General features: G+C 59.2%; 13 protein-coding genes and 2 pseudogenes. 9 read left to right on the plus strand and 6 right to left on the minus strand.

What is annotated here, in order from left to right:
• Positions 1-6 precede the first annotated feature (6 nt).
• The 4 genes and pseudogenes from clpA to ACZ1GU_RS00375 all read left to right on the plus strand — a co-directional run bounded on the left by clpA (position 7) and on the right by ACZ1GU_RS00375 (position 5,741).
• Positions 7-2,444: pseudogene (gene clpA / locus ACZ1GU_RS00360) on the plus strand (ATP-dependent Clp protease ATP-binding subunit ClpA).
• Positions 2,445-2,510: 66 nt separating this feature from the next.
• Positions 2,511-3,542, plus strand: coding sequence for a ligase-associated DNA damage response exonuclease (locus ACZ1GU_RS00365; RefSeq protein ID WP_472646169.1), 1,032 nt, complete (start codon positions 2,511-2,513; stop codon positions 3,540-3,542).
• The gene (locus ACZ1GU_RS00370; RefSeq protein WP_472646170.1) at positions 3,542-5,152 is read left to right on the plus strand and encodes a cisplatin damage response ATP-dependent DNA ligase; all 1,611 of its coding nucleotides are present in this window, start codon (positions 3,542-3,544) and stop codon (positions 5,150-5,152) included. The genes ACZ1GU_RS00365 and ACZ1GU_RS00370 overlap by 1 nt, the downstream gene beginning before the upstream one ends.
• A gap of 79 nt (positions 5,153-5,231) precedes the next feature.
• Positions 5,232-5,741 (plus strand): DUF1993 family protein, encoded by a 510-nt coding sequence (locus ACZ1GU_RS00375; protein WP_472646171.1) that lies wholly within the window; start codon positions 5,232-5,234, stop codon positions 5,739-5,741.
• Positions 5,742-5,763: 22 nt separating this feature from the next.
• Here ACZ1GU_RS00375 and ACZ1GU_RS00380 read toward each other — a convergent pair whose 3' ends face one another.
• The 6 genes from ACZ1GU_RS00380 to ACZ1GU_RS00405 all read right to left on the minus strand — a co-directional run bounded on the left by ACZ1GU_RS00380 (position 5,764) and on the right by ACZ1GU_RS00405 (position 10,243).
• Positions 5,764-6,330 carry a gamma carbonic anhydrase family protein gene (locus ACZ1GU_RS00380; protein ID WP_472646172.1) on the minus strand — a complete coding sequence of 189 codons (567 nt, stop codon included), beginning with the start codon at positions 6,328-6,330 and terminating at the stop codon, positions 5,764-5,766.
• 78 nt (positions 6,331-6,408) lie between these two features.
• Entirely contained in the window at positions 6,409-6,915 is a 507-nt protein-coding gene (locus ACZ1GU_RS00385) for a GNAT family N-acetyltransferase (RefSeq protein ID WP_472646173.1), read from the minus strand.
• A complete protein-coding gene (locus tag ACZ1GU_RS00390; protein ID WP_472646174.1) occupies positions 6,908-7,486 on the minus strand; it encodes a GNAT family N-acetyltransferase in 579 nt (192 codons plus the stop codon). The genes ACZ1GU_RS00385 and ACZ1GU_RS00390 overlap by 8 nt, the downstream gene beginning before the upstream one ends.
• Complete coding sequence (gene hemB / locus ACZ1GU_RS00395) at positions 7,479-8,474, minus strand: porphobilinogen synthase (protein ID WP_472646175.1); 996 nt, start codon at positions 8,472-8,474, stop codon at positions 7,479-7,481. The genes ACZ1GU_RS00390 and hemB overlap by 8 nt, the downstream gene beginning before the upstream one ends.
• 67 nt (positions 8,475-8,541) lie before the next feature.
• A complete protein-coding gene (locus ACZ1GU_RS00400) occupies positions 8,542-9,735 on the minus strand; it encodes a peptidoglycan DD-metalloendopeptidase family protein (RefSeq protein WP_472646176.1) in 1,194 nt (397 codons plus the stop codon).
• Entirely contained in the window at positions 9,710-10,243 is a 534-nt protein-coding gene (locus tag ACZ1GU_RS00405) for a hypothetical protein (protein ID WP_472646177.1), read from the minus strand. Before ACZ1GU_RS00405 ends, ACZ1GU_RS00400 begins: the two co-directional genes overlap by 26 nt.
• Before the next feature lie 271 nt (positions 10,244-10,514).
• Between ACZ1GU_RS00405 and ACZ1GU_RS00410 the strand changes: the two are divergent.
• From ACZ1GU_RS00410 to ACZ1GU_RS00430, 5 genes and pseudogenes are all read left to right on the plus strand, one after another.
• A pseudogene (locus ACZ1GU_RS00410) lies at positions 10,515-13,092 on the plus strand (helicase-related protein).
• Positions 13,092-13,349 (plus strand): S4 domain-containing protein, encoded by a 258-nt coding sequence (locus tag ACZ1GU_RS00415; protein ID WP_472646178.1) that lies wholly within the window; start codon positions 13,092-13,094, stop codon positions 13,347-13,349. Before ACZ1GU_RS00410 ends, ACZ1GU_RS00415 begins: the two are co-directional and overlap by 1 nt.
• A gap of 53 nt (positions 13,350-13,402) precedes the next feature.
• Positions 13,403-13,741 carry a ferredoxin FdxA gene (gene fdxA, locus ACZ1GU_RS00420; protein WP_472646179.1) on the plus strand — a complete coding sequence of 113 codons (339 nt, stop codon included), beginning with the start codon at positions 13,403-13,405 and terminating at the stop codon, positions 13,739-13,741.
• Between the two features lie 258 nt (positions 13,742-13,999).
• Positions 14,000-14,536, plus strand: a complete 537-nt coding sequence (locus ACZ1GU_RS00425; RefSeq protein WP_472646180.1) for a CarD family transcriptional regulator — start codon at positions 14,000-14,002, stop codon at positions 14,534-14,536.
• A gap of 132 nt (positions 14,537-14,668) precedes the next feature.
• The gene (locus ACZ1GU_RS00430; protein ID WP_472646181.1) at positions 14,669-15,454 is read left to right on the plus strand and encodes a head GIN domain-containing protein; all 786 of its coding nucleotides are present in this window, start codon (positions 14,669-14,671) and stop codon (positions 15,452-15,454) included.
• Positions 15,455-15,473 lie beyond the last annotated feature (19 nt).

A 15,473-nucleotide genomic window follows, 5' to 3' on the forward strand; every position in this document is an offset into this window, starting at 1 on the left:
TAATACATGCCTAGTTTTGCCCAAAACCTCGAACGCACTCTGCACAACGCTCTTGGCCACGCGTCGGAGCGGCGGCACGAATATGCGACGCTTGAGCATTTGCTGCTCGCGCTGATCGATGATGAGGATGCTGCTCAGGTGATGGCAGCCTGCGGGGTTGATCTTGCCGAGCTGGGCGAGGTCGTGAAGCAATATCTCGATCAGGAGTATCAGTCGCTTAAGACCGAGGAAGACGCTGATCCGCAGCCCACCGCGGGCTTTCAGCGTGTAATTCAGCGCGCGATCCTGCACGTCCAATCCTCGGGAAAGGACACAGTGACCGGCGCGAATGTGCTGGTGGCGCTGTTCTCCGAGCGGGACAGCTATGCGGTCTATTTCCTGCAACAGCAGGATATGAGTCGCCTCGATGCCGTAAGCTATATCAGCCACGGCATTGGAAAAGGCGGACGCCAGCTGGAATCGAAAGCCCCACAAGGCTCCGAAGAAGCGCCAGCCGATGGCAGCGAGCAATCCAAGGATGGCGGATCGAAAAAAGAGACTGCGCTCGACCAGTTCACCGTCAATCTCAACGCCAAGGCAGAGTCTGGCCGGATTGACCCGCTGATCGTACCGCGGACCGGAAGTTGATCGCACAGTTCAGATTCTGTGTCGTCGTAGCAAGAACAACCCGCTTTATGTTGGCGATCCCGGAGTCGGTAAAACCGCGATTGCAGAGGGGCTCGCACGCAAAATCGTCGAAGGCGATGTGCCTGAAGTGCTTGCCGAAGCAGTGATCTATTCACTCGACATGGGCGCGCTGCTCGCTGGCACGCGTTATCGCGGCGACTTCGAAGAGCGTTTGAAGCAGGTCGTGACCGAGCTTGAGCAAATGCCGCATGCGATCCTGTTCATCGACGAAATCCACACAGTGATCGGCGCGGGCGCGACCAGCGGCGGCGCGATGGACGCATCGAACCTCTTGAAGCCCGCTCTGTCGGGCGGGACAATCCGCTGCGTCGGCTCGACCACCTACAAGGAATTCCGCAACCACTTCGAAAAGGATCGCGCGCTGCTGCGCCGTTTCCAGAAGATCGATGTGAATGAACCGACGGTCGAAGACACGATCAAGATCCTGAAAGGTCTGCGCACCGCGTTCGAAGAGCATCACAATGTAAAATACACACCTGATGCGCTGAAAACTGCGGTTGAGCTGTCGGCGCGCTACATCAATGACCGTAAATTGCCCGATAAGGCGATCGACGTGATCGACGAAGTCGGCGCGATGCAAATGCTTGTGCCGCCCAGCCGACGCAAGAAGAAGATCACGGCCAAGGAAATCGAAGCTGTAATCGCGACAATGGCGCGCATTCCGCCGAAATCGGTCAGCAAGGACGACAAGAAAGCGCTCGAAAACCTCGAACGCGACCTCAAGCATGTTGTGTTCGGTCAGGACGAGGCGATCCATCGCCTCTCGACCGCAATGAAGCTGAGCCGAGCAGGTCTGCGCGATCCGGACAAGCCGATTGGCTCGTTCCTGTTCAGCGGCCCGACCGGCGTGGGTAAAACCGAAGTCGCGCGTCAGCTCGCCTCGATCATGGGCATCGAGCTCAAGCGTTTCGACATGTCCGAGTATATGGAACGCCACAGCGTATCGCGCTTGATTGGTGCGCCTCCAGGCTATGTTGGTTACGATCAGGGCGGTCTTTTAACCGATGCGGTTGATCAGAACCCGCATTGTGTGCTGCTGCTCGACGAAATCGAGAAGGCGCACCCGGACCTGTTCAACATCCTTTTGCAAGTGATGGATAACGGTACGCCTGACCGACCATCACGGCAAGACGGTCGACTTCCGCAATGTTGTCCTCATCATGACGACCAATGCCGGCGCTTCTGACATGGCGCGTCAGGGCATCGGATTTGGCGATGTGTCGAAAGAAGATGCCGGGTCGGAAGCCGTGAAGAAGATGTTCACGCCGGAATTCCGCAACCGCTTGGATGCGATCGTGCCGTTCGCTTATCTTGGCAAGAGCACCGTTGCCCGCGTCGTCGACAAGTTCATCCTTCAGCTTGAACTGCAGCTCGCGGAGCAGAACGTGCACATCCAATTTGATGGCGATGCGCGCGAATGGCTGGCGGACAAGGGCTATGACAAGCTCTATGGCGCGCGCCCGATGGGCCGCTTGCTGCAAGATAAGATCAAGCAGCCGCTCGCCGAAGAGCTGTTGTTCGGAAAGCTTGCAGATGGCGGCGAGGTGCATGTCAGCATCAAGGACGGCAAGCCGAGCTTTGAGCTTACGCCCGCGCCGCCCAAGACTAAGCCTAAGCGCAAGCCGCCCGCGAAGAAAAAGCCTGCCGCGAAGAAAGCAGCGCCTAAATCTCCGCCAAAGGCTGCGACCGACGCCAAGTCCGAAGCTTCGGATAACGGTGACGGAAAGCTGGACAAGGGTGGCGACGGCGAAAGCTGAGCAACTTAGACACACAATCAGGGGCGCTGGTGGGATACCATCGGCGCCCTTTTCGTTGGTTTATCAATGAGTGCTCCCTTCTCCTGGATCCGCCCCGAGCCGTGGGGCATTCACATCGTGCCGGCCGATTGCTGGGTCGATCCGGGCCGCGCGGTCGACTGTGCACTCGTCACCCACGGCCATGCCGACCATGCGCGCGGCGGGCATGGCGAAACGTACGCCACGCCTGAAACGCTCGCGATCATGGAGCTGCGCTATCGGACCGGCGCGGAGGATGATGCGGGCGAAATCCCGCACAAGGCGATGCCGGTCCAATATGGCGAAACGGTGAAGCTGAAAGGCGGCGTCGAAGCGACCTATATACCCGCCGGACACGTGCTGGGCAGCGCGCAAATCCTTCTTGAGCATGCAGGTGAGCGGGTGATCATCACCGGCGATTACAAGCGCCGCGCCGATCCGACTTGTCCTCCCTTCGAAGTCACGCCGTGCGACGTCTTCATCACCGAAGCGACATTCGGCCTGCCTGTCTTCACCCACCCGCCGATCGAAGATGAAATGGCGAAACTGCTCCAAGCGCGCACCGATCACCCCGATCAATGCGTGCAGGTCGGTGCATACGCCCTTGGCAAGGCGCAAAGGGTAATCGCAGAGCTGCGTGCGGCTGGACATTCGGAGCCGATCTATCTGCACGGCGCGATGGAGAAGATGTGTCGCCTCTATCAAGAGCACGGCATTGATCTGGGCGAATTGCGGCTGGTCGCGGATACCGAGAAAGACGACATGCGCGGGCACATCGTGATCAGCCCACCCTCGGCGCTCAATCATCGCTGGTCGCGCCGCCTGCCCGAGCCGATCACTGCAATGGCCAGCGGCTGGATGCGCGTGCGCCAGCGTGCCCGGCAGCGCGGCGTCGAACTGCCACTCGTTATTTCTGATCATGCCGACTGGAACGAGCTCACCCAGACCATCGACGAGGTAAATCCGACCGAAACCTGGATCACGCATGGGCGCGAAGAAGCTTTGCTGCGCTGGTGCGAACTCGGCCAGCGAAAGGCGCGCGCCTTGGCGCTTGTCGGGCGCGAGGATGAGGACGAATAATGGAGGAGTTTGCCAAACTCCTTGAAGCGCTGGTCTATACCACCAGCCGCAATCGCAAGCTGTTGCTCATCGCCAATTATCTGCGCGAGACGCCGGACCCGGATCGTGGCTGGGCGATGGCCGCGCTCACCGGCGAACTCGACTTTCCAGCGGTAAAGGCAAACACAATCCGCAACCTGATGAAGGAACGGGTCGATCCGATCCTTTGGTCGCTCAGCCGCGATTTCGTCGGAGACACGGCGGAAACCGCAAGCCTGCTGTGGCCCGACAATCCAGCAGCCGAGAAGAGTGCGCCGAGTCTGACCGAAGTGGTCGAAAGCTTGAACTCGCTCACCCGCAACACTGCTCCTTCGGAATTGCCCAAACTGCTCGACCGCCTTCGGGAGAATGAGCGGTTTGCGCTCATCAAATTTGCCACTGGAGGCATGCGGATCGGTGTTTCCGCACGGCTTGCCAAGACAGCCTTTGCGCAGGCGTTTGACGTGTCAGTCGAGGAGGTCGAGGAATATTGGCACGCGCTCGACGCGCCATACCCTGAACTCTTCGCATGGGGCGCCGACGGCGCTGATCCGCCCGACATCATGGGTCGTCCCATGTTTCGCCCCTTTATGCTGGCGCATCCGCTGGAAGATGGCACAGTCGATCTCGCGGGTTTCGCTGCCGAGTGGAAATGGGACGGTATTCGCATCCAGCTAGTCCGTGTGACAAACGGCGACGGGCTGCCCGAAACGCGGCTTTATTCGCGTTCCGGGGATGACATTTCCGCCACCTTCCCCGAACTGCTCGACGTGCTGCCGATGGATGCCGTGGTCGATGGCGAGCTGATGGTGCGCGGCAGCGTTCAAGGCGGAGAAACCGGCGGCGCGGCAAGCTTCAACGCGCTGCAACAGCGCCTCGGTCGCAAAAAAGTTTCAAAGAAGATGCTCGCCGAATTGCCCGCTTTTGTCCGGCTCTATGACGTAATGCTGCTCGAAGGTGACGATTTGCGCGGGCAGCCCTGGACCGCCCGGCGCAAAACCCTCGAAAAGCTGATGAGGCGCCTGCCCGAGAGCCATTTCGACCTTTCCAGCCTGGTCGAAGCGCGCGATTTTGAACATCTCGCCGAAATCCGCGAAGGCGCGCGCGAGGACGCTATTGAAGGGCTGATGCTCAAGCGCAAGGACAGCCCCTATATTGCGGGGCGCAAGGTCGGGCTTTGGTACAAATGGAAGCGCGACCCGCTATTGGTGGATTGCGTGCTGATGTACGCGCAGCGCGGCTCGGGCAAACGCTCCAGCTTCTACTCCGACTACACATTTGGTTGTTGGGATGGCGATCCGGATGCAGGCGCTGAGCTGTTACCCGTCGGCAAAGCCTATTCTGGCTTCACCGATGCCGAGCTAAAGAAACTCGACAAGCTCGTACGCCAAACGACGCTCAATCGCTTTGGTCCTGTGCGAGAAGTGGAGCGCACTCTCGTGTTCGAAGTCGCTTTTGACAGCGTCCACACCTCGAAACGGCACAAGAGTGGCCTCGCCATGCGCTTTCCGCGGATCCACCGCATCCGATGGGACAAGCCGGTGCACGAAGCAGACCGGATTGAGAGCTTGCGGGCGATGATCCGCGACTGAATGCGACACGGCCACGCGTATTCAGTGTTGCAGTCCTGATCGCTCCCGCTATTAAGTTTCAAATAGAAACGGGAGCTCTATGATGTCTCTGAAGGATCAAACTCTGCCTGCGTGGCAGAACATGTTGAATGTGCTGGACGGTTTGCTGGTCAAGGCGAGCGAAGATGATCGCGGCGATGCCTTGCTTGAAGAAAGGCTCGCCGAGGATATGCATCCGCTGAGCGTGCAGGTACGCTTCCTGGTGAACATGCCCGGCGAGGCTCTGCAGCGCCTGACAGGTCTCGAATTCACCTCACGTGAGGACAATCCAACCACTCTCGCTGAAGCGCGCGAATGGGTCGCGACGGCCAAGAATCAGCTCGAGGAATGGGCATCGCGCGAGTTCATCAGCGCGGACGAAGCGATTGTGCTCGAACTGCCCAACGGAATGACATTCGACCTGAGCGCCGGTGAGTATGTGCGCGATTGGGCTCTGCCCCAATACTATTTCCACACGACCGCAGCCTATTCGATCCTGCGCAAAGCGGGGCTTCAGCTCGGCAAAGCCGACTTCGTGCCGCACATGTTCAGATATATGCGATCTTCCTGAGACGGGCGCATAAACGCGTTCGTCATTTCAGACCGCACTCAAACACGGCGATTGCATGGTGGCGCGCATTCTCGGTGTAGTGCGCCACGCCCATTTTCATCCCGGCAATCGCAGCGTCGGATAGCTCTTTCATCGGCTTGGCAGGGCGGCCAGCCCACAGCATACGCGGCTCCATAACCTTGCCCTCGGTCAACATCGCGCCCGCTGCCAGCATGGCGTCAGATCCGATCACCGACTTGTTCATCGCGATCGCACCAAGGCCGACAAAACCCCGATCCTCGATGGTGCAGCCATGGACCATCGCCATGTGACCGATCAGCACATCGTCGCCGATGATCAGCGGCGAGCCGCCCTCGTCGCCCGGGCGCGGCGGATCGCAATGGAGCACGCTGCCATCCTGCACATTGGTGCGTTCACCGATGCGGATTTTGAAAACGTCGGCGCGCACGACACAATTATACCAGATCGAGCTGTGCGGCCCGATCTCGACATCGCCGATGATCGTCGACCCGGGAGCTACAAAAGCAGTTTCGTGAATACGCGGGGTTTTGCCGTGGATCGGAATGATGTTCACGCCGGGTCGATACATCTATGCTATCCTCTTGCTTGCAGCTTGGCTTTGGCGTCCGCCCACCGCTCGGGCGTCAGACTGTAGACAATCGTCGGATTATCCTCGACTAGAAAAGAACGGATCATCGAAATCCAGATCCGCGCGCCGCACCATGCCAAGTTTCTCCATCAGCTTCCAGCTGCCGACATTGCTGTTGCTAGTCAAAGCAACCAGATGCGGAGCGCCGTGGGTTTCAAACGCCCAATCGATCACCGCAACCATCGCCTCTTTCGCATAGCCCATGCGCCACCGGTCCTCGCGCACCAGCCAGCCAATTTCATGATCGCCCAGGCTGGGCGAGAGCGGATTGGATACGCGCTTCATCCCGCAATGCGCGACGAGCTCGCCCGTCTCGCGCTCATAGCCAAACATAAAGCCAAAGCCCTCTTCGGCGAAGCTCGCGCGCGACATGGCGTGCTTTTCTACGATACTCTCGCGGGGGCGCGGCCCGCCCAAGCGCGCCATTACTGAGGGAGAATTGAGGTGTTCCAAATGTGCATCGACATCATCCTCGCCGATCTGTCGCAGTTCCAGCCTTTCTGTGGTCAAAACCAGCTCACCCATTCTGTCGCGTCCATTGATCACGGGTGATTGAGTAGACGATAACATCCTCGGTCCCGAACTGGGTGCTCGCAAAATCAAGGTCTTCGCGGCGCTCCATTCCTAGCCGCTTCATGAGGCCCCAGCTCGGCGTGTTCTCCTGAACCGTCAGCGCGATGATGTGCGGAGCATCAAATCTCTCGAATCCGAGCTTGAGCGACGCGAAGGCGGCTTCCTTTGCATAGCCGTGGCCCCAGGCATCTTCGCGCAGTCGCCATCCGGCCTCGAAATCGCCGAAGGGGCCTGCCTCGTCATTGCATCTCTTCAGCCCGCAAAAACCAAGCAATTCACCGGAAAGGTGACCACCGTCCTGCTTGCGCTCGCAAACCCAGAATGTGTGGCCGTGCTTGCGGCGATAGCCTTCCAGGCGCTCGCTTGCTGCGCTCTTGGTCGGCTCATCCGCGACACCGCCAAGATGTTCCATCACCGCAGGCGTGTTGCAGTGGTGCCAGAATGGCTCCCAATCATCCTCGCGCCAATCGCGCAGGATCAGACGCTCTGTCTCATGCCAAAATGAAGCAGCGTGCTTAGCCATTTAGCAGCCGCGCCGCCACCGGCGCATGATAGGTCAATACGCCGGAGCAGCCGGCTCGCTTGAATGCCATCAGCTTTTCCATCATCAACGCGTCGCGATCGCCAATGCCCGCCGCCTCAGCCGCTTCGATCATCGCGTACTCGCCGCTCACCTGATAGGCGAAAACCGGCACGTCAAATGCCTCACGCGCGCGGTAAATGATGTCGAGATAAGCGAGGCCCGGCTTTACCATCACGCTGTCGGCACCCTCCGCAATGTCGAGCGCGATTTCGCGCATCGCTTCGTCGGAATTTGCCGGGTCCATTTGATAGCTTTTCTTGTCGCCCTTCAGCAGCCCGCCTGATCCGACCGCATCGCGGAACGGGCCGTAAAATGCACTCGCATATTTGGCGGCATAGCTCATGATCTGAACGTTGTGATGCCCGCCCATTTCGAGCGCCATGCGGATCGCGTGCACGCGGCCATCCATCATGTCCGATGGGGCGATAATGTCTGCGCCCGCTTCCGCTTGGTTGATCGCTTGATCGACCAGCACGGCCACGGTCTCGTCATTCACGACATAGCCCGTGTCATCGAGCAGACCATCCTGCCCGTGGCTGGTATAGGGGTCGAGTGCGACATCGGTCAGCACGCCAACATCGTCGCCGCAAGCATCTTTGATAGCCTTGATCGCGCGGCACATCAGATTGTCTGGATTGTGCGCTTCCCCGCCATCGTCGCTGCGGCGGTCGTGCGGGGTATTCGGAAACAGCGCGACAACCGGGATACCTAGGTCGACCGCCTCTTTCGCGCGTTTGGCAATCCCATCGACCGACCAGCGCGACACGCCGGGAAGCGTAGCGATTGGCTCCTCGACACCGTCGCCCTCGGTCACGAAGAGTGGCCAGATCAAGTCCGCTGCTGTGAGCACCGTTTGACGGTGCAGATTGCGGCTCCAGGCGCTCGCACGGGTGCGGCGCAGGCGGATGTTCGGATAGCTGCCACTCATGGCGAGCGGTGTTGCCGCAAATTGTCAGTCGGCGCAATCGCGCTGACCGAGATCGTGCCGTAAAGGCTCAGCTGACCTCTTTGGCGCTATCTAGCTTCTCGATTTCACGCTTGGGCGCTTCGACTTCGCTGGTGAGCGGCTCAAGATCCTCAAGCGCGGCGCCCGGGGCGACCGTTTTCAACCGCGCAAGCGCAGCGCGGAAATCAGCAAGTTCGCGCCCTGATAGCTCCGCACGGGTTACAAACTTCACGCTTGCCGGATTGATCGCCCGGCCACCACGATACATTTCATAGTGAAGGTGCGGGCCGGTTGAGAGGCCGGTCGATCCGACATAGCCGATAACCTGTCCGCGCCGTACGCTCTCTCCGCGGTTCACGGCTATCCTGCTCATATGGCAATATCGCGTTGAAAGATCACCGCCATGGTTAAGGCGTACTGCCTTGCCGCATCCGCCAGCGCGCCCAGCTGACGTTACGCGGCCATCGGTCACCGCCACAATCGGTGTGCCGTGGCGCGCGCGGAAATCCATTCCTGCGTGCAAGCGACGATAGCCGAGAATCGGATGGCGACGCATACCAAAGCGGGAGGATACTGGACCAGGCACCGGCGCGACCAGACCGCCGCGCTGCTCGCCCACACCAGAGGCTTCATAGAATCGCCCTTCGCTCCCCCAGCGCATCAGCTGCGTCTTCGGCTTTCCACCACGATCAATGCCAGCATACATCAGCTTACCCGCCTGACGCTCACCTGTAGCCGCGCGGCGGTACGCGATGATCATATCGAATTCGTCACTTGCGCTGACTTCGCGGTCCATATCGAGCTGGTTGTCGAGCGCCTTGATATAATCCTGCACCGCACTGGCCGGAGCGCCTGCGGCGCGCATTGAGCGATAGAGGCTTTCGCCGACCCGTCCTCGAATACGCAACGGCGTCTCGTCAGTGCGGATGATTTTGCGTTGGAGTGCCAATTGACCGCTTTCGCGTGTCACGGCCAATTCGAGGTCGAAACGCGCACGAAACGCCAATTCATCCAACGGTCTTGGAGTGCCTGAGGCTGCTCGACGGCCAAGGATGATATCCATTTGCGTGCCCGATTCGATCTCGCTCAGTGGCATCGCGCCCGAAATCAATGCAGTCACACGGCTGATATCGCCTGTCGAAAGCCCCGCGCGCCGGAGCATCGTCGAAAAACTGTCACCTTCGGCCAGTGTCGCAACCAGTTCGATCTGCGGACGCTCAGGTGCGCTTTTTAAAGGAATCACGTTGGCGGTTGCGCTCATACGCCGTACCGGTGTCTCCACCCATCGCCAGCGGCATGATCATTTGGCTGCGCAATTCATCGCGGGCAGCCGCATCCAGGTTCATCGCCGGGCGCGCTTCTAACGGACCCATGCTTGGCCAGAAAGCCAGTGCGACGGCTCCCAGCACAATCATCGTGAAAAGCCCGCGCAGCCAGCGGCGACTGCCGATATCACTCGCTAGATCGGGCGCAATATCTATCGCCGCGAGCCGTTGCTCGATCCCGAACTTCCATTCGTCATAGCGCTGTGACCAACCATTAACGCGCGCCACGACCAGCTTTTTCGCTGCCTGTGCGCCATTGCGGGGCTGTTCGGCAACGCGCCGCTCGAGCAAATCAAACAAGTCTTCCTGCTCGGACTCAACATTCCGATCAGACACGCCGCGCGCGGCATCAGCACCCAATTCGTCGGGAGCGTCAGACATTTCGCCGTCAGCAATGTCGCGTGCGTGATCCAAATCCGGTCTCATATAGGAATGCAAGTGCCCCGTTGCCGTAATGGCGGAAATCCATGCCCGATTAAAGTAAATGCTGTCTTAACTTTCGACCAATGGACTCTTCCAAGCGACGACTTGTGGAGAACCTGTCGATGCAAATTCCCGTCTGTCATTGCGGCGCGGCGAAGGGGGTGACAGAGTCTTGAGCGTGACACTGAAAACTCGAAGCTTCTCGGACAATGGCCGCGTGCGCGCTGTGCTTGGCCCGACCAACACCGGTAAAACCCATCTCGCGATTGAGCGCATGTGCGGGCACTCCTCGGGTATGATGGGCTTTCCACTGCGGCTTTTGGCGCGCGAGGTCTATGATCGGGTGCGCGCAATCAAGGGTGACAAACAGGTCGCGCTGATCACCGGCGAAGAGCGGATCGAGCCGCCAGAGGCGCGCTATTTCTGCTGTACGATGGAAGCAATGGACCGCTTGGGTGGCGGACACGCCTTTGTCGGCATTGACGAAGCGCAAATCGGAGCAGACCCGGAACGCGGGCATATCTTCACCGACCGCTTGCTGAATGCGCGTGGTCGGGAAGAAACGATGATTCTGGGCTCAGCCACACTTGAACCGATCGTCAAACAGCTGATCCCCGGTGCGGAGCTTGAAAGTCGCCCCCGCTTTTCGACACTTTCACACGCGGGTGAGTGCAAATTGTCGCGCTTGCCTCCGCGCAGCGCGGTGGTCGCCTTCTCGGTCGAGCAAGTCTACGCGATGGCCGAAATGCTTCGCCGGTTTCGCGGCGGTGCAGCGGTGGTAATGGGCGCGCTATCCCCGCAAACGCGCAACAAGCAGGTCGAATTGTTCCAGAATGGCGAGGTGGATTACATCGTCGCCACCGATGCAATTGGTATGGGTCTCAACCTTGATCTGCACCATGTCGCATTCGCGGCACTCGGCAAATTTGACGGACGACGCAAACGGCGGCTCACCCCAGCGGAAATGGCGCAGATCGCTGGCCGGGCCGGTCGCCACCAGACCGACGGCACGTTCGGCACGCTCACCGGGGGTGGAATGCGCGACGGCGCTCCACTCGAATTCAGCGAAGAAGAGATCTATGCGATCGAAGAGCATCAATTCGCGCCGCTCACGAAACTGTTTTGGCGCGAGGCCGAGCCGCGCTTCGACAGCGTAAAAACGCTAATCAAGGACTTGGAAAGCCGTCCAAACGAAGAGGTGCTGACCGCCGCACCGCGGGCAATCGACCTCGCCGTGCTCAAACGTCTCGCCGAAGACGACATTGGCGAGCGCGTCAGCGGAAGCGGACAAGTGCGGCGTTTCTGGGAGGCCTGCTGCCTGCCCGATTTCCGGCAGGTCGGGCCTGACAATCATGCGCGGTTCGTCGCGCGGTTGTGGCAAGATCTGTCCGAGGGGTATATCGGCGCGGATTATGTCGCGGCGCGCATCGCTGAGCTGGACCGAATGCAGGGCGATATCGACACGCTGCAGGGACGCATCGCCGCGATCCGCAGTTGGGCCTATATCTGTCAGCGTACCGGACTGGGTGCTGGCACGTGATGAAATGGCTGCGCGGGCACGCGCGGTCGAAGCCAAGTTATCGGATGCGCTGCATGGGCGGCTCACCGAACGATTCGTCAATCGGAGGACGACAATACTGATGAAGTCTTTGGGCCAAAATGCAGGTGAATTGCCAGTGACGCTGGAACCGGATGGCCAGATCTGCGTCGAAGGTGAGGCCATCGGACGCCTCGACGGCTTTCGCTTCGCGGTCGATCCCAATGCAACAGTTGCAGATCGCAAAATGTTGCTTGCCGCTGGCGAGAAAGCTTTGCCGACGATCCTGACTCAGCGCGCCGACTGGCTGCTTGCCGAGGGCATGGGAGAGCTCGAGATCAAGGGCGGCGCAATTCGCTGGCAAGATCGCAAGCTCGCCGACATTGAAATGCCCGATGACTTTGCTGCGCCGCGGCTCAATCTGTCGCGGGAAATTTCGCTCCTGCCGGATGGACCAAGGGCCAAGCTAGAGGCTGGTCTTTCGGACTGGCTCACCCAGCAGCTTGAACCGCTAGAGCCCTTGCGCAAACTGGCCGAAGCTGCGCGCGATCCCGAGGCTGGGTCTGAGGCGCGCGCTCTGCTGCACACTCTGATCGACGCTCGCGGAGCCGTAACGCGCGAACAGGCCGGCTTGCAGCATCTGCCCAAGGAAATGCGCCCGTTTTTGCGTAAACTTGGGGTGGTTTTCGGATCGCTCGACATTTTCGCGCACCCGCTTCTCAAGCCTGCACCGCGCCAGTTGCTGCACAAACTCGGCTTAGATAAGCGCGCGCTCAACGAAGGGATGCTCCCAGTCATTCCTGAAGCAAAAAGCTTCCCGCTGGGTATCGACCGTACCGGTACGCAGGCAATTCGCGTCGATCTGGCAGAAAAGATCTTCCGCTCGGCCTTTGATGCGCGTGGCAAGGCGCAGGAGAAGCTCAAAAGCAAAGACAGTGAGAGCGAGAAAAAGCCGCGCCATCCGCATTTCGCACTCGACCTCGCGCTGCCAATCTCCATCGGGCTTGAAGAAGACAATGCCCGCCGTTTGCTGAGCGCTGCCGGTTTCAGGGTGCAGCGCGCCTGCGCGCTTGAGGAAGGCGCTTTCGGCCCGCCCGCGCAAGACAGTTGGGTCTGGCGGCCCAAGCGCAACAACGCGCCGGGGAGGCGGGGCGGAAAACCCAATCAGAATACGAAGGGTCCGCGCGGAAAAGGCGCCAAGAGTAAAGGCCCCAATGGCAAAGGGCGTCCCCAGCACGGTCGCGGGAAAAAACCCGATACCGGCCCCGCCAAGGCCAGCGGCGCATTCGACGCTTTGGCTGATCTTTTGCGCTGATGCGGATCGACCGGCTTCTGGTCTATCTCAGGTTTGCCAGAACCCGGTCGATCGCCGATGCGATGATCACAAAGCGGTCTTTACGCTGCAATAGAAAGCATGTGCTGCGAGGATCCCACGATGTGGTAGCGGGCGATGTGCTCACTTTAGCAATTGGCAACCAAGTGCGGGTTATCGAGATACTCACGCTGCCAGAGCGGCGCGGGTCGGCAGATGAAGCTCGCACACATTATCTGGAGCTTGACCGCGCTGGGTAATCCGCCCTAGCAGCCCCGCAAACAGATAGAGTTCGTAAGAAAGACCTTTCTCCATGACTTACGTCGTCACCGATGACTGCATCAAATGCAAATACACCGACTGCGTCGAAGTGTGTCCGGTAGACTGCTTTTATGAAGGCGAGAATATGCTCGTCATCAACCCGAGCGAATGCATCGATTGCGGCGTATGCGAGCCTGAATGTCCCGCAGAAGCGATCCTGCCCGATACCGAAGATGGTCTTGAAAAATGGCTTGAGCTCAACACCAAGCTTTCAGCGGAATGGCCCAATATCACGAGCCAGAAAGAGCCGCCTGCCGATGCCGATGACTACAAGGGCATGAAGGGCAAATTCGAGAAATACTTCAGCGAAGCGCCCGGCGAAGGCGACTGATTCATCGATTTAGGCGCTGTTTTGACACAAAACTTGCGCTGCCAAAGACCCTGTCAAGCTGCGACTCGCAATTTTGTTGCGATTGTGCTATATAATCGAACAACCGCACCAGTTGGTCCTGGTGTCGGGTCGATAACAGGAAGGCAAAGACCAGCAACACCAGCTTGAGCACAGCCAGAATCGACGCGCATGTTTTGCCGTCGTTGGCTTCCTCTTCGCTCTGACAGGTGGGTCGAATGCCGCATGAAAGGATTACGCATGGCAAGCAATTCGCCTGCTTTTACCGTCGGTGACTACGTCGTCTATCCCAAGCATGGGGTCGGACGAGTGATCGAACTCCAGAATGAAGAAATCGCCGGCATGCAGCTTGAGCTGTATGTGCTGCGCTTCGAGAAAGAGCGCATGACCCTGCGCGTTCCGACCAACAAGGTCGAAGCGATCGGTATGCGCAAGCTGTCCTCTGACAAGACCCTCAAAGAGGCGATGGACACGCTCAAAGGCAAGCCAAAAGTGAAGCGCACCATGTGGTCGCGCCGCGCTCAGGAATACGAAGCGAAGATTAATTCCGGTGAGATCGTCCTGATCGCCGAAGTGACCCGTGACTTGTTCCGTCCGGACGATCAGCCCGAGCAGAGCTATTCCGAGCGTCAGATCTTCGAAGCGGCCTCCAGCCGTCTGGCACGCGAGCTCGCTGCGATGGAAGAGACCGACGAGCCGACAGCTCTCGAAAAGATCCTCGACGTGCTGCGCGAACACGCGCCGCAATATTACGACAACGATGAGGAAGAGAGCTAAGACGGCTCGATTTTTGATGAATACAAAAGGGTCGCCCCAGTGGCGGCCCTTTTTGATTCCCACCCTTGCAGTGAGCCAATTGGTGTATTATATCACTAATACGCTAAGAAATTCAGGTGGAGGAATTAACCCGTGGACCGCATTCTCTCAAAGTCACTCACCCCGGCCATCGTATTGTCGATGGGGCTCGCTCTTTCTGGCTGTGAGATCAATATCAACGCCGACGGTGATGGTGTGCCCCTTGCGGAACTCCAGATGGAAGGCGCTGCGCCCGACTCTCTCTCTATCGCCGCGCCCGACCAAGTGATCGTCACCGAAGGCGAGACGCTCGACATAACCATCGAGGGAAGCGACGAGGCGGCGGCTGACCTGCGCTTTGACCTGGATGGCAATGACTTGGCAATTTACCGTGAGAGCGGTTGGGACAATTCCGAAGCGACCACCATTCGCATCACTATGCCCGCACCCCGCGATATTAATATTGGCGGAAGCGGCAATGTCGAAACGGCCGTGATGGGCTCCGAAGCGTCGATCAACATCGGCGGAAGCGGCAGCGTCAACGTCGCAGCATTCGAGGCGACAACTCTCGACGTGAACATTGGTGGTTCCGGCGAAGTGTCGGGCGCTGGCAGCGTCGAAAAACTCGAACTGGTTATTGGTGGCAGCGGCGATGTGAAGTTCGGCGATGTTCAAGTTGGTGATGCCGAGGTCACAATCGGCGGCAGCGGTGATGTGGCCTTCGCCTCGGATGGCAGCGTCGAAGCGACAATCGCCGGATCTGGCGAGGTCAACGTGGTTGGCGATGCGACCTGCGAACTCAATTCATTCGGTTCGGGTGATTTGAATTGCGCCCCGCGCAGCGAACCAGGAGCGAGCGCATCTGAGGAAACACCGCAGGCCGAGGCTGAAGAAAGCTAATCAGGCTTTCGACTCACTT

The sequence above is a fragment of the Erythrobacter sp. HA7-11 genome, from assembly GCF_055693605.1.

Bases quoted from the DNA above. Each gene is read 5' to 3' on its own strand.
- ACZ1GU_RS00365 (WP_472646169.1), top strand. From the start codon at position 2,511: ATGAGTGCTCCCTTCTCCTGGATCCGCCCCGAGCCGTGGGGCATTCAC.
- ACZ1GU_RS00370 (WP_472646170.1), top strand. From the start codon at position 3,542: ATGGAGGAGTTTGCCAAACTCCTTGAAGCGCTGGTCTATACCACCAGC.
- ACZ1GU_RS00375 (WP_472646171.1), top strand. From the start codon at position 5,232: ATGATGTCTCTGAAGGATCAAACTCTGCCTGCGTGGCAGAACATGTTG.
- ACZ1GU_RS00380 (WP_472646172.1), bottom strand. From the start codon at position 6,330: ATGTATCGACCCGGCGTGAACATCATTCCGATCCACGGCAAAACCCCG.
- ACZ1GU_RS00385 (WP_472646173.1), bottom strand. From the start codon at position 6,915: ATGGGTGAGCTGGTTTTGACCACAGAAAGGCTGGAACTGCGACAGATC.
- ACZ1GU_RS00390 (WP_472646174.1), bottom strand. From the start codon at position 7,486: ATGGCTAAGCACGCTGCTTCATTTTGGCATGAGACAGAGCGTCTGATC.
- hemB (WP_472646175.1), bottom strand. From the start codon at position 8,474: ATGAGTGGCAGCTATCCGAACATCCGCCTGCGCCGCACCCGTGCGAGC.
- ACZ1GU_RS00405 (WP_472646177.1), bottom strand. From the start codon at position 10,243: ATGAGACCGGATTTGGATCACGCACGCGACATTGCTGACGGCGAAATG.
- ACZ1GU_RS00415 (WP_472646178.1), top strand. From the start codon at position 13,092: ATGCGGATCGACCGGCTTCTGGTCTATCTCAGGTTTGCCAGAACCCGG.
- fdxA (WP_472646179.1), top strand. From the start codon at position 13,403: ATGACTTACGTCGTCACCGATGACTGCATCAAATGCAAATACACCGAC.
- ACZ1GU_RS00425 (WP_472646180.1), top strand. From the start codon at position 14,000: ATGGCAAGCAATTCGCCTGCTTTTACCGTCGGTGACTACGTCGTCTAT.